The organism is Mucilaginibacter sp. (genome assembly GCF_965201005.1).
GTDB lineage: Bacteria > Bacteroidota > Bacteroidia > Sphingobacteriales > Sphingobacteriaceae > Mucilaginibacter_A.
Window position 1 is genome coordinate 1,893,515 of sequence record NZ_OZ241747.1, and the last position, 22,070, is coordinate 1,915,584.

Genomic DNA, 22,070 nt, shown 5'->3' on the forward strand with positions numbered 1-22,070 from the left:
AACTAATTACAATTTAATCATTTAAAAGACTTTGTAATGGCTGAAAGATTTTGAAGATGATACACTTTTTATTGGTAAAACCATAATTTCCTTAGCTCTCTTATTTGTTGTCGACGAAAAGTTATTTACGCTATCGAACGTTGCTTTTTCATCAAAGTCATCGAACTCTTGTAATATTCCGGCAAATCCATTCTGTACATTAAATGTTTTCACATTTGCTTCATTTGGTGTATCCGAATATTCTATAAACTGAAAAAAGCATCCTCTTTTTCCGAAATAATTAATTCTGTATAAATATTTTTGAAGATAGATTTTAGCCTGTTGAGAAAGTACTTCAAAAATAATTTCGATTTTATCAGAAATATAAACATATTCTCTAAATGAGATTGTTGGTTTAAATCCACTTCCTTCTCTAACTGGTTCTTGAATTTTAATAAAAGAATTACTTACACAAAAGTTGGTTCCTATAGAAATATAAAAACTAATTTTTGTATCTCTAATAAATTCAAATTCTTTACTTTTTTTTATTTCTAACTTTGTCAACTCACCACCTGAGGTTATAGCTTGATTCAATATAGCCATTTTAATAGAATAAGGAGAAGGTAAGAGTAATGACTTTGCCCCTTTATTTGTTGAGTTGCTCTCTTTTAACGAAAATAAAGCAGTTGGCTTAAATATCGCTGAGAATATCATTTAAGAAATTTTATAAGGTTCATAATCCATTAAATCTGCAAAAACTTCTGCAAGTTCCCCCATCCCGTTAAATTCTTTAAGTTCTATCATTTCAGGCTCAATTTTATTTAGGCTAACAGCAATTTTGCTTATTTCATTCTGATAGTTTTCATTAATTGCACTAATCGTTGGAGCTGGTGTAAGTTTTTTTGATATAGCTACTACACCTTTAAAATCTGTAATGTGCGGCTTTTGTGTACTTGTCATTGCTCCTTTAGGATTAATAAAAGAACTTAACAAGCTTTGAACTAATGCTTTATAACGAATCCTTCTTACATCATCATTTATAGGATAACTCCTTGATATATCATTAAATCCAATTCGATAAACATCAATACTACATATAAAAGCATACACACCATGATTAGCCGGTCGATGAAAAATATTTTGTCCTTCATTGCTGCCTGTAGTTCCAGTGCTGCCCGCGTTTGTTACAAGTTTAGTATGTAAATAGCTCTCAGTATTAGTTTTATTAGGTATTCCAATTGTCCAACCAAACTCTACTGTAGATTTTCTGGGAGTATTAGAACTGTTTTTATTCTCTCCAATTTTGTCTGTTATTAATATACCATGAGTATCGCAAACGGTACAAATATCAATCATGGCAGAAATTACATCTGAAGATGTACCATTATCTTTAGCAACATTGTTTTTAGTGTAATTTTTCAGTTCCTCTCCTGAAATACGATTTGGGTTTAATGCTGCTGCATATTTACTTAGTGCCAAACCTTGTTCTTTAGCAAGTTGCGCTAAATGTACTGCATGAATATGTTTAAACATATCACCAGAAATAGCATTTACAGTATGGGTTTCACCATCTTTGTCCACTATTGTTACTTGACGAGTGATAATTTGATTTCCCTCTCCGCCTTCATTATTTAAAGAATGCAGGTTTAGGGTGATTTCTCCACTAATAGAAATTGATGCAATACTTTTTTTTGTCTCGGACATTTTGTTTATTTTTTATTGGTTAGTTAACTTATTTCTTGATTTTCTTCTACAGGTTCATTTTTATCAACTTCTTCTACTTTTTCTTTGGAAGATAATGCGAAACCGTATGATGCTAACAATGCTCCAACTAAGCGAGGCGAAGTTCTATCTAAAACCTCATAAAATTTTATTAGTTCTCCATCTTTTACATTTGCTCGTAATGCTTTTCCACCATTTTTTTCAGCATTTCTTCCTGTTTCAGAATTGTATGTTCCGATAAATTCTCCAATAAAAGTTGCTAAATCGTTTTTTGACTTTGATTTATTTTGAAGTTGTTGCGCCAGACCATATCGAATTTCAAATTTTCGTTGATCTTTAGGTGTATATTGAAGATTCACCGTACTTTTCCTTATCGCTGCTGCCACGGCTTTAAATCCATCATTTTGTGTTATTTCTGTAAGAGTTGGTTCCATATTTTTATAAAATTTATCTAAGTGTTCTATTTTAAATGTTCTAATGAATCTGTTTTTTTTTGTTAATTGCTGCATCAAATATCCAGCATACCAATAACTAAACTTTATAAAATGATCTAAGGCAGTGCTGCCAATACTTCCAAGAAAGTTTCTATACGATTGAAGCCCTTGTAACGAATCGCCTAATTCTTCTATATTTGATATTATTGTTTTTTGCTGATTAAGTATTTCTATCCATTCGATTCCTTGTTCTTTAGTATTGTATTCTACAAAATCAGGAGTTTGGATAAAGGCAATGTTCGCCACTGCTTTATTTTGTCCTAAATCTTTCTGATATACTGAATGAAACCCTTTAATAGTATTCTTGACTTTACCTTTATTATATTCCGGAGTTTCTTTGATAAATTTCTCAGTAAAATCAAGAATATTAATAATATCTAACCTAACAGGTGATGTGCTTTTTAAATGCTTTTTAAAGTTAAAAATAACCTTGTTTGCTTCGTTTAAAGAAATATCATTAAATTCTGGAACATATATTTTTAAGTCGTACGATGAACCTACCTTTACATATTGACAAACCATAAAAGTTAAAGCTCCTGATGTTTTCATGGTTTCAGAAATCCAATTTGAACTGAGATTACCCATCATAGCATTATTTGCCTTTCCTTTATTTAATCCCTTTCCTTGATTTGGATTATATAACTGTTGTGAAGTCGGTTTTTCATCAATCAATTTGAAATGCTTTTTAGGTGATTTTTGCTCGGTATAATAATTCAAAATTTCTTTGATCAAGGCTTGAAAATGCTCCTGATTTTCATAAAAGTTATTAAATAGTTTTTCAAAAGAAACATAAGGATTTTTGATTATTTCTCTGAAAACATCATACTCAGCATCTATTTTTCTTCCATACTCTGATAGCTTTTCTTCATTTAATTCTTTCTTCGCTTTACTTTTTACCTCATCAGGTTTTAGTTTTTCTATTTGCTTGTATCTCTCTTTAAATTCATCTTGTATTGCTTTATTTTTAGGATAATCAAAATAGCCATTTAAAGGAATACCGTTAGGAATTATTTGATCTACTTTATTTTTAATAAATTTAATAACTAAAAAAAAACTTATATTATTAAAAACTTCATCAGTAATTGGCTTATTAGATGTGACTAAATAATGGGTTCCTTTATCCAAAATTTTTATTTGGATACCTTGAATATTTCTATTTGAAAATATGTTTGAAATTAAATTAGCTACGCCAAATGCTTCCAATGTTTCCGAGTAAGTGCCTGTCTGTTTTTTTATTGTAAAATCTTGATACATTTAGTTTTCTTTATAAAATTTATTCAAATTTTCTGTTGCCTTTTGGTCGCAAAGCCTTAAAATCCTTACAAAGAATAGATAGACAATATATTCTTTATAATCACCATATTGAAATCCTTCTAACCTTACTTGTAATTCATCTTTTTGCAAGGTTACATCTAATTCAAATTCAACTAATAATTTTTCTATTATCTTATAATTGATTTCAGATATTTTAAAAGTCAGGTCCTCCCTATGTAATAATTTGGGGCTGTGGTGTTTGGCAATTGCCATAGAGATGCCACTTTTCAAATATTCATTATCATAATATGTTTCAATAATTTCTTGAAATGCAAAAGCACCTACTCCTGCGTGTGATGGTCGCTTATTAAGTCCAGATTTTTTACTTAGTTCAATATCCTTTTCGTCTTTGCTATTAAAATCAGTATGTCCTAAAATGTCTTTGAAATTCTTAAAGTCTATACCTTCTTTTAGTGCTTGATATCGTTGCATCGGTTTTTGCCAATTCTCATTCAACTTTCCATAATCATGTAATATAATCATCCACTGTATCAATTTTAGAAAATCTTTTTTGGTAAGCTCTGGTTCTTCTATGTAATTGGCTAATTTGTTAAAAATAAAGTCTAATTTATTATTTTGGATTTCGTTGGTTTTTAAAAAAACTTGATTAAATGCACCAATTAAACCCATGTTATGCTGATAAAAAGTATCCTTAGTGAGAGGTTTAAAATCATTTTCCTTTTCTTTAAATTCACTTTGTGGGGATAAATTCCTAAACGTGTTTTCATATTGCCAATTAAATCCTAAACCTTTGTCATATCCAAAAAAATCAGCATTTACATAAACTTTGGTTAGAATTTTTTTGAAGCTTTCTTGTTCTAACTCTTTAAGGACTAGTTTTCTATCTTCATCATTTTCTAAAAATATGTCATCATCTTCTTTCAATTCCCATGCTAATGCTTCAGCATCATAAAGTGGACTTTTTACAATTTTATTGAGCCAACCGACCAAACTCCACTTGTACATTCCAACTGATTGATATCGAAATGGGAACTGAGCAATTTCTTCTTTTTGATTTTCGTTTATTAAAACTATTTCAACACTTTGAATATCTCGAATGGTAATACGATAATTGTTTTTTTGGCATTCATTCCAGCTTCTTTTTATTAAATCCTGATTGAACCCTCCGTCTTGGCCAATTTGCATCTTTCTAATAATATCTCTATCGGATTCTCCTAAAATTGATGCAATTAGTTGTTTAGGAATATCACCATCAAGTGTTAAATATTTCTTTAATTCGGCAAAAGTTTGTTCACATATCCTTTCCTCGTAAGGCAAATATTTACTTTTTAGCTTTCTTATTTCATCCCTATCCTCGTTTGTTTCAGGTTCTAATTCAATTAATTCTTTCTCTTCTATACTATGCAAAGAATAAATAAAAATCAGCCCTGTTTCATTTGCAAACCTTGCACATCGCCCAACCCTTTGTAAAAACGAACTAATTGGTGAAATTTCAGTGTGCATAACAGAACATGAAATATCCATCCCGGCTTCAATTACTTGAGTTGAAATTAGTATTGCATTAATATTGATCGATTCTTTTCCAAATAGTTTTTTCAGTTTACTTTCTTTTTCTTTTCTGTCTTTATCAAAAAATCTTGAGTGCAAACAAATTATTTCTGTATTTTTAAAAATCAAACTGTCTGTTAATTTTTTCTCTTCTATCAAATCAAAATAAATTTTCTGTGCATTCTCTACTCGATTACAAATTACTATTGTTTTGTTTATGTGATTTTCAATAATATTATTATGATCAAGAGTATTGTTTTGAATCTTTATTATCTTTTTGTCTTTTGCTGGTAAAAGAGAATTTATCTTACTTTTATCTTCTTCAAAATCATCTATAGTTATTATTTCATAATTAGTTAAGCTTTCCTTTAAATCTTTCATAAAACCTTCACTTAAAGTTGCTGTCATAATGCAACATCTACAAAGATTTCCTAACATTCTAAGTGTTCCAATTGTGGTAGCCATTGAAAGACCTTCATCTAACAAATGGAACTCATCAAAAACTAAATAACTTCCAATTAAAGCTCCTGCATTAATATTCGCTTGCCTTGGAGAAAGGGCCAAGGGGAAACAAAGAAAGTTACTTAACGTCTGGTCAATAGTTGAAAAAATAATGTCATTTTCAAAATATGGATCTTCCCCATACTCACCAGTTTGTATGGAAGCAGGACAAACTTCTTTTACATCTTCATAAATTGAGTTTGCCAAAGTTCTTAATGGCAAACTATATATCATCTTGGAAGGGAAATTAGTTAGTTGATTATGTTGCGCAAATAAAAAAGGAATTATAGAAGCCCATGTTTTACCAGCTCCTGTAGGGACAGACAAAATAACATTCTTTCCACTTAATAGGGTTTCCGCTACTTTTAACTGATATTGATATGGTTCGTTTTTTATAAGGTTTTTAAAGTAATCTTTCATACTTCCAATACTAAAATTGATATGGCACTAACATTAGATAATATTTCCAGTCTCACATCTAAACCTAATTTAATTATTAACGTAATATATACAAGCTAAAAAATCCTCTCTGGATAACTCAGGAAAATCATCAATAATTTCTTCCATTGTCATCCCTGAAGCAAAATAGCTAAGTACATCTGTTACCGAAATGCGTAAACCTCTAATACAAGGTTGCCCACTTCTTTTTCCTGGTTCTAAAGTAATCCTGCTGTTATAATCAATTCTTTCGCTCATATACATCGTGTCCATTTATATGAAAATTTCATTTCCTATTCGGTGCGATTTTTTTTATGTTTGTAGTGTACAAATTGCTTTAGTCTCTAAAACTCGCTACATGTGGGGGTTGCTTTAAGCACGGAACTAATGGAATTTGTATTTTTTAAATTTTTTTATTAAGAAATTCTTCTACAGTCGTTTTTTCAAACAAGCCACCTTTACTGTTTGATACATATGTTATTTTATCAGCCATTGCTTTGATAAACCTTGCTTCTCCTTTCATTATCCACCTTTGCAAAGCCCACAACATATAATCAATAACACAAAGCTCAGGATACTCAGAACTTTTAACTATATCTGCTGAATATAATATATTTTCTTGCTGCATCTCTTTATTCAGTGCCGCTTTAATCACCCGATCAAAATCGTCGTTGGTTGTTTTGTTTCGCCTGCTTAAATAGAAAGAATGTTCATCCTGATAATTATAAATTGGAAGGTCTAATAGCTGTTCTACTACATGAAAATAAAATCTTGTTGGCTTTTTATCAAATACCTCAATAAATTCTGCAGGTTCTTTTTCCACTATTGAAAAGTAACATTTAAAGTCATTTCGGCTTCGTAAAAATTGAAAAAATGCTGCACGAACATCAGTATGATCTGACCTTGCATGAAAAAAATGATTTTCTACTTTCATCGAATCAATACTGTTGTAATAAACATCGTTCAAGATATTCTCTTGAAACTCCAGTACATCTTTTCTTAGTCGCTTCCGGTCGTTTGTTTCTAATAATCCCATTATTAATATAGGATGCCATCCTTCATATTCCCAAAGTTTCTTGCCGCGCTTTCCAAAAAATTCCGCATCGCCAGATTCATCCAAAAAATAAAATTTCTTCATACCCTAGTTATAAAAACAAGAAAGCCTGCGTTGGTGCGATTACATTTAAAAACTATCCTATTTCAATTCCTTGGCAGGCTTTCTTATTTCAAAGATAGATTTTTTTTATTTAAAAACTATCCTTGGACAAATTTTTATTTTTTGGCTTTTAAGTTGGATTTCCCCTTCCACACAACCAAATCCCATCCCGTTCATTCCGCCCAAACCAGCATTCAATGCCATTTCCACAACCTTGCCCGAAGCTTGCATCTCCAACTCAAAACCCAAAAACCCGCGTACTTTAGTTTCGGCGGCTTTGCCTGCTTTTATGGTAATTAACCGCGATTTTAGTTTTGCTATTGCGCAGGTTTTTATTTCAAAAGGCTTTTGTTGGGTTTCCTGTTCTGCTGTTTCCGGCCCATAAGCTACAGCCAATTTTTCGCACAGGTTTTGTTTCAGCAGCGCGATAAAATCTTCATCTTCCGGCGAAAGGTAATCATCGTTTCCACGGTTATTTTTTCGGCCTATTATAATGGGCGAAAGCAGCTTTAAGTTTACGGTGTGTATGGTTTCCAAACTGCTGTTGGCAACAATCGCAGGCAAAGCTTCAATTTGTGTTACTGTAAAATCAGCCTGCGCCGTATAATCTCCGATAGAAAGCTGCTGGTTGGCAAACACGCCTTTAACCAGGTTCTCAGCAAACTCCGGCATGTGGCAGGCCAGTACAAACGAAACGGAATTGTCTTGCAGCTTCAATGCTTCTTTTACCACTATAAATTTGGCTTGCAGGTTTGAAAAAGTAAAAAATTTAAAATGCCGGGAATAGTCATTTTGCGCGTAGCCTTTCTGGTGCAGAAATGCTGCGTAGCTTTCATCGGCTTGTGCTATCTTTTTATAAATAACCGCAGATAGTGCATAAGGATAATTAAAAGGAACAAAGGTTTCGCCCTGTAAAGGAGTTAGCGTAATTTTAAATTGCATGTAAGGTTTTGGTGCTTACAAGGTAATTATTTTTTAAAAGAAAATTTATAAGTTTTAATTAATATGGCTAATAATTATTTATTTGATGAAATCAATTGTAGAACTTTCAAATCATGTGCCGATAGGAGGGTGCTTTCGTTTAAATCATCAAATACTTAATAGGCAGTGTCAGCTTGAAAAACGCATTTTACGACTAATTATGAAATCTACCACATAATGATGAGCCAATACGATGCTCTAACATTAAACCGAAATTTGCTGTATTTGAACTTAAAACCGTAAGTAATGAATACGATTGAAGAACTGAATGCGATTGGCAGTACGGCAGTTGAGGAAGAAGAAATTGGAAAACGGCAAACCCTTCTTGTTCTGGTCAAACGAATTACCCAAAAACCAAAGTTACCTCGAATATCCCGACCGTTCAATCAAGATTGTAACTGTAAGTTCTGATTTAAAATCATTTCATCTCGTTTCTGAGCTTACTCAAAATTAGATTAACACTATTAGAGGCAAGCTCAACTTACAGTAAATGCCGAACCTGTATATCATTACTGGTTCTAACGGTGCAGGAAAATCTACAGTAGGGCCGGAGTATCTCCCAAAAGTAATTCACAGTAGTTATTCAGTTTTTGATAAATCTGCTTTACACAAAAAAACTTAACGAACTATTTCTAAACGTAACTCGTTCTGCTAAGTATGCACGCCGGGACGCGCTTAACTTTGTAATTGAGTTGTTTGAACAGCAAATTGAAGCTGCGCTGGCTAAAGGAGAAGATTAGGCCAATGAAGTTCACTTTACCAATAATGAAACTTGGGAAAAGCCAAAGCAATTTAAGCGGTCGGGTTATCATATTCACTTAATTTTCTTAGGGCTGAATAACCCGGAACTATCTCAATTCAGGGTTACGAAACGGGTAACAGAAGGCGGCCATTACGTCGATCCGCAAACGCTCCAGGATAAATTTATGGGAATTTGCAAAAATTGAATATACATCACGGCTTGATTGATGATCTAACCATTGTAAACACATCAGCAATTAACCATAAAGTTTTATTTAAGACTGTGAATCATCAGGTAGCATATCATACATCAATTTAGGAACTTCCAGAATGGTTCATTGATTATCTCCCTTTTGTTGTGCAGTTTTTTAGTTAGCTCAAATAATTATAACATCACCTGCGGTACTTATACTTGGGCTATCGCTTTCATATTTGTCGCACGATAAAAAATCAATAATAGGCTCCTGACTTGTAAGCAATTAATTATCTTTGTGATAAGATTTACAGAGATAAAAAGACTGTGCAACATCTGTGGCGGCTGATTATCTGGTGATAGTTAACTGGCTAAAATTCAATGAGTTAGGAATTAGGTTCGAATCCCTCCCTCAACGCCAGTTTTGATAACAAAATATATTAAAAGCCTGCAAATCAATTGATTGCAGGCTTTTGTTTTTTTTAGTCAAAACGTACATTCTATTCACCAATTCCCTGCAAAAAGGTGAGTAATCCGGTGAGTAGTTTTGAAGGATAACCCTACTCACCGAATTGCTAGTAACTGTTTGATAAACAAGATCTTTAAAAAGCTATAAATGTAGGCCTTCGTGTAGAACATACTTTATCTGATGCCAATTCTATAAGTTCCGGTATTGAGAATAAGCGGTTTATACTGATTTTTTCGCTTCCGTTTCTGTTGATCAGCAACTGAACAGCAGCAATAAATTTAATTTTACATTAATACGGAGGATCAACAGGCCAAATTACAGCTCACTTAATATATAACTTTCCTTAAGCGTATAACTGATGTTAAGTTTCTTATTATCTGCAATTTAAAGCGGGCTTTAGTCCTTCTTTATCTTTTGTTAAAACTGCTTTTCCGTTTTTAAAAGTTACGATCCAAATACTATCATAATCATCATCCGGCCAAATCAAATTATCAGAAATACCCAAAGCATGGATGATGGATTTAATGGCTTTATGCTCCCAAACTATCAAAACAGTGCCGTTTTTACTTTTTAGGTCTTGGGCGATTCCGGTTGAATCTTTTTCGGTGTGGCTGCTGTTGATCGGCAGGTTATATTTGATAGCAACCGGAGTTATGGTTTGAAACATCCTGGCGTGTTTGGTAGATTCGCCTAAAGCCAAACCCGGAACAAAAAGAAAGGATGGCACGCCAAATTTTTTGTTGATCAGATCTGGTAAAAGTAAAGCCCGGTTTAAGCCCTGACAGGTCAGGTTATCGCCTTTTAATGGTTTTTCGCCGTGGCGTATAAAAATCAGTTTTAAATTTGGGGCTTGGGCTGATGCTTCTTTTACCGCATAAAAATTAGCGAAAGCAAATGCAAGTAATAAAACAACGTGTTTAAATTTCATTATTTGAATATTCACATCTCCTTTGATATTGATTGTTTTGATATTTATATAAAACAAAAAATCCTTTAAATCAACAATGATTTAAAGGATTTTTATGCTGGTAATCTAAAAGTCGGGATGGCAGGATTCGAACCTGCGGCCTCCACATCCCAAATGTGGCGCGATACCGGGCTACGCTACATCCCGTTTGGAGATGCAAAAGTATAAATTTTACCGGTAATGCAAAATAAATCCCTCAAATTTATAATAGATAAATATTTTTTGAACTGCAATTCTTTCATAATGAATCAATTAATTTCCAAAAAAAACATGGCTAAAAGAAGTATCGGCTAAACCAGTTCTGCCACAACAAACGTACTGCCGCCCGCAAAGATCAAATCATCAGGACTGGCATTGTTTTTTGCAGCGGCCAATGCTTCTTTTACACTGCTAAAATCATCGCCCTGCAAGCTGAAACCTGCTGCCTGATGCTTTAAGGTTTCTGCGGACAAACCTCTCGGAATGTTAGGTTTGCAGAAATAATAAGTTGCATGTTGAGGCAATAACGATAAAATTTTGCTGCTGTCTTTATCCGCAACCATGCCTAAAACAAAATGTAAATGCCGGTATCTGGTAGCAGAAATATTGATCAAAACTTCGGCAATACCTTCCGGGTTATGGCCGGTATCACAAATAATCAAAGGGTTTCGACCTAAAACCTGCCACCTGCCGTTCAAACCCGTCAACTGTTTCACTGATTTTAGGGAGATAAAAACAGCATCAGTTTTTATCTCAAAGCCTTGTTTTCGTAATTCATCCAAAGCAGATAAAACTGTTTTTAAGTTTTTAAGCTGATACAAACCTGTAAGATCAAGTTCAAATTTTACCCGCTGACCGGAATTTTTTTGGGTAACATCAACACTCAAAAAAGCTGCTGAACGATGGTTTTCGGCATTTGGGTCAATTACTGCGTCCCATTCTTCAGAAGCAAAACGAATTGGTGCATTTTCCTGTTTTGCTTTTGAGATAAAAACTGCTGCAACTTCCTGCTGATATTCTCCAATCACAACCGGCGTATTTGGTTTGATGATCCCGGCTTTCTCCGCGGCAATTTCCGGAAGCGTGTTGCCAAGCAAATTCATGTGATCCCAGCCGATGTTCGTGGTCACAGAAATCAAGGGCGAAATGATGTTTGTAGAATCCAGTCTTCCGCCCAAACCAACTTCAATCACAGCAATATCTACTTTTTCGCGGGCAAAATAATCAAAAGCCATTGCCACCGTCATCTCAAAAAACGAAGGCCGGATGGTATTGATATTTTCCTGCTGACTGGCTACAAAATCCACAACTTGTTGTTCGGCAATCATTTCGCCATTGATCCGGATCCGTTCCCTGAAATCTTTAAGGTGAGGCGAGGTGTACAAACCTGTTTTATATCCGGCCGACTGCAAAACTGCGGCCAGCATGTGTGAAGTGGAGCCTTTGCCGTTGGTGCCGCCAATATGAATACTTTTGAACTTTTGCTGCGGATTGCCCAGGTTCTGGCATAGTAGCAGCGTATTGGTCAGGTCTTTTTTAAAAGCAGATGCACCATCTCGCGTAAACATGGGCAACTGTCCATATAAATAGTCAAGCGTTTGCAGATAGTTCATGGGAAACATTGGACGGGATTATGGTTCATGGTTGATAGGAGAACCAGCACAACAAATTTTAGGTGATAAAAGAAGCATCACTTCAATCAAAAATAAACGCCAAGCCTGTATTGCTCAACCTAAAACCTTACTGCACTTTAAACACAAAAACAACCGTTCCGATTTGGGTTTCAGGTGCGTTTTCGGCAGCATTTAGTTTGATGCCCAATACGGCATTTTCACATTTTTGCAGCAAATCACTATCGCTGATGGTGGTTCCGCGTGCACCGGCGCGTGCATAAACCACGTTGCCGCTTTTATCTACCCGGATATCAACCACAATTTTACCGGCGCGGTGGTTGTCATCGGTTACGTGCGGTTTGGTAAGGAAGCTGCGCTGCGTCATGTTCAAATTCCCGCCATTGCCAGAACCTGTACCGTTATAATTATTGGTGAGCGTAGTGCCGTTAGCTTTTCCCTGGTTACCGGGTTTGTTTCCCGTTCCGTCGCCTTCGCCGGTGCCGTTGTTTTTTTTGCCTTTATACAAAGCATTCTGATTGATTTGCGGCTTTGCTTCTTTTACATCGGTTTTTGTGGCAACGGTATTGCTTGGTTTTTTACTGTTTGGTGCAACTTCCGGCGCATCTTCCGTAGTTTGGGTCACTACTTTTTTATCGCTGTTATCGGCACTGATTTTTTCGGTTGGCGTAACATCCGGTTTAACTTTGTCTGGTTTGCTTTTGTTGGCTTTTTCGGCTACAGATGGTTCTTCCGCACTCATATAATCATTGCCCGTACCTTCGTCCGTAGTTCCGTAATTTACAATAATTCCGCCGGTGCCTTCTTCCTGTTTTGGCGGCATCGAAAACACAATAAAATACGTCAGCAGTAAAAATGCGCCCAGCACAATCCCTGTCAGCAAAAATGCTTTCGGATAATTATTTTCTTCCTGCTGCGGTATCATTATTTGGGTTCTGTGGCCAGTACAAGTTTAATGTTCAGTTTTTGCGCCGTGTCCATCACCTGCACCACATCCTGTATGGCAACGGTTTTGTCAACATACAAAACAATCGTCAGTTCCGTGGCCATTTTGGTGTATGATTGAAGTGTGGCGGCCAAATCTGTAACCGGCACTTCTTTTTTATCTACATAATAGCGAAGGTCTTTGGTGATGGAAACCGTAATTGTTTTCTTGGAAACCGCCTGCCCGGAAGATGATTTCGGCAGCATCAGTTTAATTACGTTCGGGTTGGTAACGGTAGAAGCAATCAGGAAAAACAACAGCAAAAAGAACATAATATCGTTCATTGCCGAAGTATTTACTTCTGCCGCAGCGCGCAGGTTTCTCTTTCTTAAATTCATTTGCTCGGTTCTTCTAACAAATCAATAAAATCGATTGATTCTGTTTCCAGCTTTAACGTTAATTTTTCAATCATCATTTGCAAAATATTGTACAGCACGTAAGCCACAATCCCAACCAGCAAACCGGCAGCAGAGGTAACCATTTTAACGTATAAACCGCCTGAAATCACGCCCATGCTGATGTTGTCTGTTTGAGAAATATCATAAAAAATCTTGATAACACCGGCAATCGTTCCCAAAAAACCAAACATCGGCGCAATACCGGCCACAATGCCCAAAATGCCAATGTTTTTTTCCAGTTTGGAAATTTCGATACGGCCTACGTTTTCAATGGCACTTTCAATGTCTTTGATCGGACGGCCAATGCGCGACAACCCTTTTTGCAGCATCCGGCCCAATGGCGAATTACTGTTGCGGCAAATGGCCAAAGCCGAATCCAGCTTGCCCGAACTTACGTTGGATTTTACCTGTGATAATAAAGTTGCTTCGTTTGCAGCAGCTTTTCTGATGGTGAAAAAGCGTTCAAAAAATACCACTAAACCTAAAACGGCCAAAATCCCGATCGGGACCATTACCCATCCGCCTTTGATCAGCAAATCGCCGAAACGTAATTCGTGGGGTTGTGCGGTAGTGGCCTGCACGGCGCGGTTTAAAGTATCTACGGCTCTGGTGGCTGTATCGGCAGTTGCCTGAAAAAATAATAACATCATTTATTTAAGGTAGTGTTGTATGTAAGCTTCTGAATGTGGATCTTTTGTGCGGAGTTTTTCTAATCCCGCCAGTGCGCTTGCTTTATCCCGATAAGAACCAAAAGTAATCAGCACTTGTTTGCCGGCCGTATTGTTCAGGATTTTGGCATGGCGCATTCCTTTGGATTGCAATTGCGATAAAAATGTTTTTGCTCCTTTTAACGTTTTAAAAGAAGCACCGATTATTTCGTAAGGCGATTTTGCCACCAGGTCCGCATCCGTTGATCCTGCTGGTAATGCTGTTTTTACCGTATCTTTTTCTGTTTTCTGCGGAGCAGGGGCAATGGATTTTACAAGTGTATCGGGCAATGCTTTTGCGGTTGTGTCTTTCCTGGTTTCCAATTGCGCGGTTATAGGTGCGCGCGCCAAAGTATCTGCAACCGGTGTTTTTATCAAATTGGTTTCAGGTGTGTTTTTCGGTAAAATATCTTTAAAAATATTTGGATAATATACGTACAATGCATAAATTCCTGCGCATGAAATGGCCAAAAGCAAAACAATTGCTGCCCAGAAACCGGTATTTTTTTTAGATCGGGTTTCTTCCTGCGGCAAATTTTCGGAAAACTCACGATAAAAATTTTCTACATAATCTTTTTGAGGCAAAGCTTCCTCTTCTGCTGCAAGCGGTTGTGTTGTTTTCAGGGCTGATAAACTAACCGGCGGCAATCCGAAGTTTTCCTGGTTAAAAAAAGTATCCAGGTTTTCATCTGTGGCAAACAATGCTTCTTTTACCGGTATATTTTTAGTGTCGGCTTCTGTTTTAAGCTGATCAACAAACTTCTCAATAAAATAACCCGATGCTTCCCGCGAAATATTTTTTTGTGCGCTGATGTATTTAACAAGTTCGTCGTCATCACGTTCGCCGGCAACAAAATCAATGCTGTTTTTAGGTGGTAAAATTTGGTGCTGCTGCTGTTCGGCATTTTTTCTCCGGACCAAAAAAGTACCTAATCCCGGCACAAAAACGTGCTTGTCTTCATTTAAAAGTTCTTTTAAATATGCCGCTACGTCCATCCGGTCACAATAAAGGTAAGTTCAACAACATCAGGATCAATTAAAAGCCAACGCTTAAGCCGCCAAAGATATTAAATCCGTTTGCAGGATAGTACAAGTATATTTGATTTTTGGTGTTCAAAAGGTTATTGGCCTGCGCAAAAATCGAAACCCGTTTATTAAGCTGATAATCAATCCCGCCGCTTAAATCTGCAAAAGAAGGCAAGGATACTTCGCGATAATTAGTTGTGCCAGTAGTAATAATGAGTTGGAAGCGGTCCATTGTTTCACCACGGATCAGCAATGCTCCGTTTATCGTTATTTTTTTGTTGATGCGGAAGTTTGTTCCGGCAGTGAGCTTGGCTGTTGGCAAGTTCCAGGCTTCGGCTTCTGTGGCCAGCTTATATTTCCGGTATTCCAATCTGCCGAAAATATCCACGGTTTCTGAAATCTTGTAATCCAAGTCTCCGTTGAAACCGGTTATAGTAGATTTTCCACCATCATAAATTACGGCAAATTTATTTTGTCCTCTGCTGAAATTAAAATTATTGACAAACAACGGCAAACCGGTAATACTTTGGCGCAAGAAAGCGGCTTTAAAACCTAATCCCGGTGCAATGGTCCCTTTCAATCCGGCACTCAGCGTTAAGCGGTCAATCGAGTTGCGAATGTCAATATTCTGACCTAAAAACGGGTTGGTTTCCGTCAGGTTTTTAAGCAACGTTTTGTTGATATCGCCGCGCGCTTCTGCAAAAATCCGGACATATTTCGGGATGACCTGAAACTCGATTTTGGCTGCCGGGAACAATCGCAAACTGCTTTTCGACCCAAATTCTGAAACTAAGTTTACACCTGCATCAATTTTGTAATTTTCGCCCTGAAGTTTGATATAAGGGTTTGCGCGCAACAGGTTATTGCTGATGCTGTACAAACTATCTTTGGTATTTCCTGCGTCCAGCGAAGCATTCAGCCCGAAATAAAACTGTTTGATGGTTTGGTTGAGGGAAAAATCCACTAAAATGTTGCTTTCTTTGGCTTTGTAAGCATCGTTAAAATAATAACCGCTAATTTTTGCCGCATAAACAAAGTCGTTTGTGGTGTCTTTAAAGTTTTTGGCCAGTTCAGCTTCACCGGAAATAGTGTTGAAGTGCTGCTTGCCCGGGATCAGGCTGACCGGTGGATGGTCCTGATCAAAACCATAAAAATAATTGCTGCGGCGCGTGTAATTGATGCTACCGCGTGCGCTATTGTTTTCGCCGATGCTTTTACCGAAAACGCCAATTTCTTGCCGGCTTGATTTCTGGTCGGGCAAACTGCCTTTTTGGGCGAAATGCTTGGCATAACCACCAAACTGCAAAGCCGGATCGCGGCCATTGTTGATATATACTTCGCCAAAAGTGGTGCTTAAACTGCCAATTCCGGCTTTTGCGTAATTGTTATAAAGTGTATCATTTGCCGTTTTCGGGATTTGCATCGCCTCCAGCGGCTGTATGCCTGCGCTGCTGTTCAGCCGTTTGTCCAGCAGGTTATTGTACGTAAACGTTGGCTTTACATCCGTTTTATCGCCCAAATCCGGGTTTCTGCGGATTTTCACGGCATCGGCCAAAACCGGTTTATATACGCTGGTCACCACAATTTCTTCGTTCAAACTTTGCGTTTGCGGTTCTGCTTTTTTGGCCGGTACATTTCCTTTTCCGGTTGTATCTAACGATGCTGTTTTTACCGTACTTTTTTTGGTGTTATGGCTGGTTTTGGCTGTCGTTTTTACCGTTGCAGGTTTTTCGGCAACCGTTTTTTTGGCCAAGTTTTTTGTTTTTTTCTGAACCGGTTTTTGCTGGGAAAAAGCAGGAACCGCATGAAGCATCAGTCCGGACAACAAAATAGGGAGGATCGTATTTAACTTCATTGCTTAGTTCTCTTTCGATGTGTTAGTATTGTTCAGTTGTTCTAATCTGGCTTTGGCAGTTGGCAAAATTTCATCATTGCCTTTATAATTGCCGATAATGCTTTGCAGCGTACTTTTGGCCTGAAAAATATCTTTCAAAGCCACATAATCATCAGCCAGCAATATAAAAGTTTTGGCCACCCAGTAATCATAATCGCCCAGCTTATTGATCAGCTCAAAACAAGTTTTTTGCGAGGCTTTATAATTTCTGCGGAGATATTCCAGGTTGGCCACGTTGTATTTTGCTTCGGCAGCGGCAACGGTTTTGGTGTTGGTCACCACGTAATTCAGTTCTTTAATGGCATTGGTTGTATCGCCTTTCAGCAGATAAGCTTTTCCGGCATACAAACCGGTGCGGTATTTATCTTCTTCGGATGATTTTTCGTTCAGCCTAACCAAAGCCGCATATTTTAGCACGTCATCCGGCAACTGCATTTCAGAATAAGCATACAGCAAATTATTAATTGCAAAAGAATAATCCGCTTTGTATTCAGAGTTGGTTTCCAGATGTTTTAAAAAAACAACCGCTTCATTATACTTCTTTTGCCGCAGATAAATATTGGCCATGCTGATCAGCGATTTTTCGGTGTAAACACTCGTCCAATCGTTTAAAATATAATTGTAATCTGCAACGGCCTGTTCCGGCTGGTTTAGTTTTACATAACTTTCGGCGCGGATAAACCGGGCTTGCTTATCATTGATCGGTTTCGGAAACTTATCAAAATAAGCATTTATACCACCAACCGCGCCGTTAAAATCACCGCGCAGGTACAAATTGTTTGCCGCCGTGAACATGATATTGTCCTGCTGTGCCGAACTGTAATTGCCAATCGGTGTGGTGGCCGCATAGTCAATAAAAGTTTTAGCATCGCCGCTATCGGTATAAATTTTTTCAATTTGTTTTAATGATTGCTGCGCTTCTGTGGTAGAAGGATAATCTTTTACCACGCGTTTAAAGGCGTCCAGCGCAGCCTGGTCCTGATTGGCATTATAATCGATCAAACCGATGGTCACCAGCGCGCGGGGCACATAACTGCTTTGCGGATATTTCTCGATCATGGCCGTTAAATCCGTTCGGGCCTGATCGCCGTTGTTTTTAAGGAAGTAAGTGTAAGCCATCTCAAAACTGGCATCATCTGCATAATCCGACGTTGGGAATTTCTGCATCAAATCCTGCAGGGTACTGATTTTGGTATCTAACTGCCCTTGCAAACCCTGGATCATCCCGCGCTGAAACAAAGCATAATCTTCGCCTTTGGCATGTTGGGCCAAAATCCGGTTATAATATTCATTGGCACGGCCGTAGTTTTTTAGCGAAAAATAACTGTCGCCCAAACGCAGTACGGCATCGTTTACCGTATTTTTATCGCGTTCGCCGCCATTAATAAAACGCTCGAAGTTATTGGCTGCTTTCTGGTATTTTTCATCGCCAAAAGCAGCATACCCCAAAGCATAATTGGCATAATTGTAAACGGTGGTTTGCCTGGCGGCCGGCATATCTTCAAAACGCTCAAAATTTTCTACCGATTCGCCGTATTTGCGCACTTCATACATGGATTCTGCCATCCAATAGGTGGCCAGTGCTTCAATTTTATCATCGACCGGATCTTTCAACGATCTTAAAAAGATACCAATGGCGTTCTCAAAAGCGCGTTCGTTATAATATTGCAAACCTCGGTAATACGTTACTTTTTGATACGCTTCTTTTGCCGCACCATTTCTGTTGGGGATGGATTCCAGGATATCAACCGCTTCTTTGTAATTGCTGGTGGACAGCAAAATCTCGCCCAGTAAAACTTTGGCATCGGTAATTTTGGTTGATCGCGGATAATTTTTGATGTACAAACGAATGGCATCCAACGCCTGGTTGTTAAACTGCAGTTCGTAAGATAATTTGGCGTATTCATACAGCGCATCTTCCTTGATCTGCAGATCGAAGTCCAGGTTGGAAGCTACCTGAAAAGCATTGCGCGCGCTTTGCTTGTTGTTCTCTTTCAGGAAAACGTTGCCCAGCGTATAATTGCCGCTCTGGCTGTAAGCATCGGTTTTATCGATCAGTTTGGTCAGTTCGCGGATGGCGCGCGGGTTGTTGCCGGTTTTAAAATAAGCATAACCCATTTGGTAACTATCCTGGTTGTTTTGCGTTTTATTTTGGTCCCGGTTTTGAAAACGCTCGTAATATTTCAAGGCATCAGGATAATTAACCTTGGCAAAATAGGAAGCGGCAATGATCCGCAGCATTTCCGTTTCGTTGGTTTGTTGTGTTGTGTTCACGATCGGCACGGCATAGGCCAGCACATCATCATAACGCTTATCCAAATAATAAACCGCCGTGATGTAATAAGGATAGCTCGCCTCGTATTTTTTGGAATTTTTAAGCTTCTCAAAGTTGACTAAAGCCAGGTGATAATCTTTGTTGAGGTAAGCAATGTAGGCGAAATAATAAGTTGCATCTTCCGAATAAGCTGATTTTTTATCCTTGATTTCGCTAAATATCAATTGTGCGTTTTTATAATCTTTCAGCTCAAAATAAGAATAACCTTTCTCAAATTTATACTCGGTGTTTTCTTTTCCGCTGAGGTCTGCAGGTTGTACTTTGTCAAACCAGGTCAGCGCGTCCTGATATTTTTCCTGTTTGAAGTAAGATTTCCCGATCTGAAAATAAGCTACTTTGGCCAGCGGGTTTTCCGGTTGTTCTTTGATAAAACGGCGGAACATGCTTTCGGCATCATCATTTCCTAAGTTTAAAGCACAAACGGCTTCAAAATAAAAAGCATTTTCGCGCAGCAAAGAAGTTTCCGATTCAAAAACCGGCTGGTTGGAAGTTTTATTTCTTGGCTTATCAAACAGCCGGAACTGCTCGGCAGCGGCCACAAATTTGCCTTTGTCTAGCAGTTCTACGGCTGACTGGTAATTTCTGTTGAGCGTAAAATAAGCAGTTTGTTGGGCGTTGGCTTGATAAACCGATAAAAAGAGCAGTGAAGAAGCAAGGTACAGAACTTTTGTCATAGTTGTTTTGATAACAGCGCCGCTAAAATAAAGAGCCTGCCGATAATAACCGCGTAAAAAATGTGCTTGATAACCGATTTGGGATTTTATGCCCTAAAAACAGCATCGAACCAGAACCGGAAACTGAGGTTGACGAGCTTGTGCTGCAAAAGTTTAAAAAGGTTTGTCTCGATCTGATTAATATGTTTTGTATCATTATTTTAGATAAACCGAAAATGCCCCGTCTTCCTGCTTAACGCCACAATACAAGTTTTTTTCTATGCTTCTTTTACCACCTAAAATCTGATGGTTTTTTGTATGAGTGTTTTAATCAGAAACAATTACAAAAGCAAAATTTTCTGCCCTAAAAGAAGCATTGCTGATCTGTCAACAGGAACCTTAACAAACTCATTTTAACTAAGTTATAACAAAAACAGAAACCGAAAGTTATAGTTGCCCGGCTAGCAAATACAAAACCGCCATCCTGATTGCAACACCATTTTCAACCTGATCCAAAATGATTGATTGCTTGCTGTCAGCCACATCGCTGGTGATTTCCACGCCACGATTGATCGGGCCTGGATGCATCACGGTAATTTCTTTGTCCAGCGAATCCAGGATTTTTTTGTCTAAGCCGTAAAGCATCGTGTATTCGCGCAGTGAAGGGAAGTATTTAATGTCCTGACGTTCTAATTGAATACGCAACATGTTGGCTACATCGCACCAGTTTAAGGCTTTAATTAAATTGTGTTCTACTTTTACACCAAGCGAACTGATAAATTTCGGAATTAAAGTTGTCGGGCCGCAAACCATAACTTCTGCACCTAACTGCTTCAGGCACAAAATATTGGACAAAGCCACGCGCGAGTGCAAAATATCGCCCACAATAACCACTTTTTTACCAGCGACATCGCCGTACTTTTCCCGGATAGAAAAAGCATCTAAAAGTGCTTGCGTTGGATGTTCGTGTGCGCCATCGCCTGCATTTACAATTTGTGCTTTGATGTGCTTCGATAAAAAAATCCCGGCACCTGCATACGGATGGCGCATCACCACCATATCCACTTTCATGGCCAAAATATTGTTTACGGTATCAATCAGCGTTTCGCCTTTGCTTACGGAGGAGGAAGCGGCCGCAAAATTTATCGTATCCGCAGAAAGCCTTTTTTGGGCAAGTTCAAAAGATAAACGTGTGCGGGTAGAGTTTTCAAAAAAAATATTGGCAATGGTTATATCGCGCAGGGAAGGCACTTTTTTGATCGGCCGGTTTAAAACCGCTTTAAAATTTGCAGCAGTTTCAAATATAAGTTCTATATCGTTTCGGTTGAGGTCTTTGATGCCTAAAAGGTGGCGGGAACTGAGTTTTTGCTGATCGGCCATTGTTTATTTTTCTGATAACAAAACCACTTTATCTGCTTCGTCTGCCTCTTTCCAGCTCACAATCACTTTTTGCGAAGCCACAGAATCTACCCGGATGCCAATATAATCCGGCTCGATGGGCAGATGGCGCGAATACCTTCGATCTACCAAAACCAGCAATTCTACTTTTTGCGGGCGGCCGAAAGCCAGCATCGCATCCATGGCGGCGCGAATGGTGCGGCCGGTCCAAAGTACGTCATCTACCAAAATCACTTTTTTGTTTTCGATGATAAAATCGATTTTTGTTTGATTGGGAACCAGTGGACTTTCCCTTCTGCGGAAATCATCCCTGAAAAAAGTAATGTCCAGATCACCGGAAAAAATTTCGGCTCCGGGCAAAATTGTTTTTAATTCTACCGCAATACGTTTGGATAAAAATGGTCCACGTGGCTGGATTCCAAGAATTACAGAACCCGAAAAATCGTTGTGGTTTTCTATTAATTGCCTACAGAGACGTTGTATCGTGATCTGAAATTTCGGACCGTCAAGCAGGGTGAGGTTTTGCATTACCGGGTGGATTTGGGCAAAAGTAGGAATTTATTCGAGAAAGCTGAACCCGTTTGAGGTTTACTTAAATAG

The 22,070-nt window shown here is 37.7% G+C and carries 19 protein-coding genes, 1 tRNA gene and 1 pseudogene; 4 read left to right on the forward strand and 17 right to left on the reverse strand.

From position 1 onward, the window contains the following. Positions 1-21: 21 nt before the first annotated feature. From ACOFKR_RS08705 to cas6, 7 genes are all read right to left on the reverse strand, one after another. Positions 22-693, reverse strand: a complete 672-nt coding sequence (locus tag ACOFKR_RS08705; RefSeq protein ID WP_419800412.1) for a hypothetical protein — start codon at positions 691-693, stop codon at positions 22-24. After that, positions 694-1,683, reverse strand: coding sequence for a DevR family CRISPR-associated autoregulator (locus ACOFKR_RS08710; protein ID WP_419800413.1), 990 nt, complete (start codon positions 1,681-1,683; stop codon positions 694-696). 23 nt (positions 1,684-1,706) lie between these two features. Further along, on the reverse strand, positions 1,707-3,449 hold the full coding sequence (locus ACOFKR_RS08715) for a hypothetical protein (RefSeq protein WP_419800414.1): 1,743 nt from the start codon (positions 3,447-3,449) through the stop codon (positions 1,707-1,709). Beyond that, a complete protein-coding gene (cas3, locus tag ACOFKR_RS08720; protein ID WP_419800415.1) occupies positions 3,450-5,939 on the reverse strand; it encodes a CRISPR-associated helicase Cas3' in 2,490 nt (829 codons plus the stop codon). 69 nt (positions 5,940-6,008) lie between these two features. Then, entirely contained in the window at positions 6,009-6,215 is a 207-nt protein-coding gene (locus ACOFKR_RS08725) for a DUF433 domain-containing protein (RefSeq protein WP_419800416.1), read from the reverse strand. 145 nt (positions 6,216-6,360) lie between these two features. Then, positions 6,361-7,095, reverse strand: a complete 735-nt coding sequence (locus ACOFKR_RS08730; RefSeq protein WP_419800417.1) for a hypothetical protein — start codon at positions 7,093-7,095, stop codon at positions 6,361-6,363. 105 nt (positions 7,096-7,200) lie between these two features. Continuing rightward, on the reverse strand, positions 7,201-8,055 hold the full coding sequence (gene cas6 / locus ACOFKR_RS08735) for a CRISPR-associated endoribonuclease Cas6 (RefSeq protein ID WP_419800418.1): 855 nt from the start codon (positions 8,053-8,055) through the stop codon (positions 7,201-7,203). A 307-nt stretch (positions 8,056-8,362) separates the two neighbouring features. Between cas6 and ACOFKR_RS08740 the strand changes: the two genes are divergently transcribed. From ACOFKR_RS08740 to ACOFKR_RS08755, 4 genes and pseudogenes are all read left to right on the forward strand, one after another. Then, positions 8,363-8,548, forward strand: a complete 186-nt coding sequence (locus ACOFKR_RS08740; RefSeq protein ID WP_419800419.1) for a hypothetical protein — start codon at positions 8,363-8,365, stop codon at positions 8,546-8,548. A gap of 136 nt (positions 8,549-8,684) precedes the next feature. After that, positions 8,685-8,834 (forward strand): hypothetical protein, encoded by a 150-nt coding sequence (locus ACOFKR_RS08745; protein WP_419800420.1) that lies wholly within the window; start codon positions 8,685-8,687, stop codon positions 8,832-8,834. A gap of 895 nt (positions 8,835-9,729) precedes the next feature. Continuing rightward, a pseudogene (locus ACOFKR_RS08750) lies at positions 9,730-9,834 on the forward strand (hypothetical protein); the annotation flags it as partial. Between the two features lie 347 nt (positions 9,835-10,181). Further along, positions 10,182-10,241, forward strand: a complete 60-nt coding sequence (locus tag ACOFKR_RS08755; protein WP_419803631.1) for a helix-turn-helix domain-containing protein — start codon at positions 10,182-10,184, stop codon at positions 10,239-10,241. Positions 10,242-10,537: 296 nt separating this feature from the next. Here ACOFKR_RS08755 and ACOFKR_RS08760 read toward each other — a convergent pair. The 10 genes from ACOFKR_RS08760 to pyrR all read right to left on the reverse strand — a co-directional run bounded on the left by ACOFKR_RS08760 (position 10,538) and on the right by pyrR (position 21,998). Beyond that, a tRNA-Pro gene (locus ACOFKR_RS08760) sits at positions 10,538-10,611 on the reverse strand. A gap of 143 nt (positions 10,612-10,754) precedes the next feature. Next, complete coding sequence (locus ACOFKR_RS08765; RefSeq protein WP_419800421.1) at positions 10,755-12,056, reverse strand: bifunctional folylpolyglutamate synthase/dihydrofolate synthase; 1,302 nt, start codon at positions 12,054-12,056, stop codon at positions 10,755-10,757. A 127-nt stretch (positions 12,057-12,183) separates the two neighbouring features. Beyond that, complete coding sequence (locus ACOFKR_RS08770) at positions 12,184-12,999, reverse strand: energy transducer TonB (protein ID WP_419800422.1); 816 nt, start codon at positions 12,997-12,999, stop codon at positions 12,184-12,186. Then, a complete protein-coding gene (locus ACOFKR_RS08775; RefSeq protein WP_419800423.1) occupies positions 12,999-13,397 on the reverse strand; it encodes an ExbD/TolR family protein in 399 nt (132 codons plus the stop codon). The genes ACOFKR_RS08770 and ACOFKR_RS08775 overlap by 1 nt, the downstream gene beginning before the upstream one ends. Beyond that, a complete protein-coding gene (locus ACOFKR_RS08780) occupies positions 13,394-14,104 on the reverse strand; it encodes a MotA/TolQ/ExbB proton channel family protein (protein ID WP_419803632.1) in 711 nt (236 codons plus the stop codon). Before ACOFKR_RS08780 ends, ACOFKR_RS08775 begins: the two co-directional genes overlap by 4 nt. 3 nt (positions 14,105-14,107) lie before the next feature. Beyond that, positions 14,108-15,160, reverse strand: coding sequence for an SPOR domain-containing protein (locus ACOFKR_RS08785; protein ID WP_419800424.1), 1,053 nt, complete (start codon positions 15,158-15,160; stop codon positions 14,108-14,110). A gap of 40 nt (positions 15,161-15,200) precedes the next feature. Continuing rightward, positions 15,201-17,045, reverse strand: a complete 1,845-nt coding sequence (locus ACOFKR_RS08790) for a hypothetical protein (RefSeq protein WP_419800425.1) — start codon at positions 17,043-17,045, stop codon at positions 15,201-15,203. Between the two features lie 3 nt (positions 17,046-17,048). After that, a complete protein-coding gene (locus ACOFKR_RS08795; RefSeq protein ID WP_419800426.1) occupies positions 17,049-20,093 on the reverse strand; it encodes a tetratricopeptide repeat protein in 3,045 nt (1,014 codons plus the stop codon). Positions 20,094-20,519: 426 nt separating this feature from the next. Beyond that, entirely contained in the window at positions 20,520-21,452 is a 933-nt protein-coding gene (locus ACOFKR_RS08800; protein WP_419800427.1) for an aspartate carbamoyltransferase catalytic subunit, read from the reverse strand. Between the two features lie 3 nt (positions 21,453-21,455). Beyond that, positions 21,456-21,998 (reverse strand): bifunctional pyr operon transcriptional regulator/uracil phosphoribosyltransferase PyrR, encoded by a 543-nt coding sequence (pyrR, locus tag ACOFKR_RS08805; RefSeq protein ID WP_419800428.1) that lies wholly within the window; start codon positions 21,996-21,998, stop codon positions 21,456-21,458. Positions 21,999-22,070: the final 72 nt, after the last annotated feature.

What these genes read in the sequence shown, in the direction of transcription:
- ACOFKR_RS08715 (WP_419800414.1), bottom strand. Translation starts at nt 3,449, where the DNA reads ATGTATCAAGATTTTACAATAAAAAAACAGACAGGCACTTACTCGGAA.
- pyrR (WP_419800428.1), bottom strand. Translation starts at nt 21,998, where the DNA reads ATGCAAAACCTCACCCTGCTTGACGGTCCGAAATTTCAGATCACGATA.
- ACOFKR_RS08730 (WP_419800417.1), bottom strand. Translation starts at nt 7,095, where the DNA reads ATGAAGAAATTTTATTTTTTGGATGAATCTGGCGATGCGGAATTTTTT.
- cas6 (WP_419800418.1), bottom strand. Translation starts at nt 8,055, where the DNA reads ATGCAATTTAAAATTACGCTAACTCCTTTACAGGGCGAAACCTTTGTT.
- ACOFKR_RS08800 (WP_419800427.1), bottom strand. Translation starts at nt 21,452, where the DNA reads ATGGCCGATCAGCAAAAACTCAGTTCCCGCCACCTTTTAGGCATCAAA.
- ACOFKR_RS08775 (WP_419800423.1), bottom strand. Translation starts at nt 13,397, where the DNA reads ATGAATTTAAGAAAGAGAAACCTGCGCGCTGCGGCAGAAGTAAATACT.
- ACOFKR_RS08725 (WP_419800416.1), bottom strand. Translation starts at nt 6,215, where the DNA reads ATGAGCGAAAGAATTGATTATAACAGCAGGATTACTTTAGAACCAGGA.
- ACOFKR_RS08785 (WP_419800424.1), bottom strand. Translation starts at nt 15,160, where the DNA reads ATGGACGTAGCGGCATATTTAAAAGAACTTTTAAATGAAGACAAGCAC.
- ACOFKR_RS08795 (WP_419800426.1), bottom strand. Translation starts at nt 20,093, where the DNA reads ATGACAAAAGTTCTGTACCTTGCTTCTTCACTGCTCTTTTTATCGGTT.
- ACOFKR_RS08790 (WP_419800425.1), bottom strand. Translation starts at nt 17,045, where the DNA reads ATGAAGTTAAATACGATCCTCCCTATTTTGTTGTCCGGACTGATGCTT.
- ACOFKR_RS08705 (WP_419800412.1), bottom strand. Translation starts at nt 693, where the DNA reads ATGATATTCTCAGCGATATTTAAGCCAACTGCTTTATTTTCGTTAAAA.
- cas3 (WP_419800415.1), bottom strand. Translation starts at nt 5,939, where the DNA reads ATGAAAGATTACTTTAAAAACCTTATAAAAAACGAACCATATCAATAT.
- ACOFKR_RS08770 (WP_419800422.1), bottom strand. Translation starts at nt 12,999, where the DNA reads ATGATACCGCAGCAGGAAGAAAATAATTATCCGAAAGCATTTTTGCTG.
- ACOFKR_RS08710 (WP_419800413.1), bottom strand. Translation starts at nt 1,683, where the DNA reads ATGTCCGAGACAAAAAAAAGTATTGCATCAATTTCTATTAGTGGAGAA.
- ACOFKR_RS08740 (WP_419800419.1), top strand. Translation starts at nt 8,363, where the DNA reads ATGCGATTGGCAGTACGGCAGTTGAGGAAGAAGAAATTGGAAAACGGC.
- ACOFKR_RS08765 (WP_419800421.1), bottom strand. Translation starts at nt 12,056, where the DNA reads ATGAACTATCTGCAAACGCTTGACTATTTATATGGACAGTTGCCCATG.
- ACOFKR_RS08780 (WP_419803632.1), bottom strand. Translation starts at nt 14,104, where the DNA reads ATGTTATTATTTTTTCAGGCAACTGCCGATACAGCCACCAGAGCCGTA.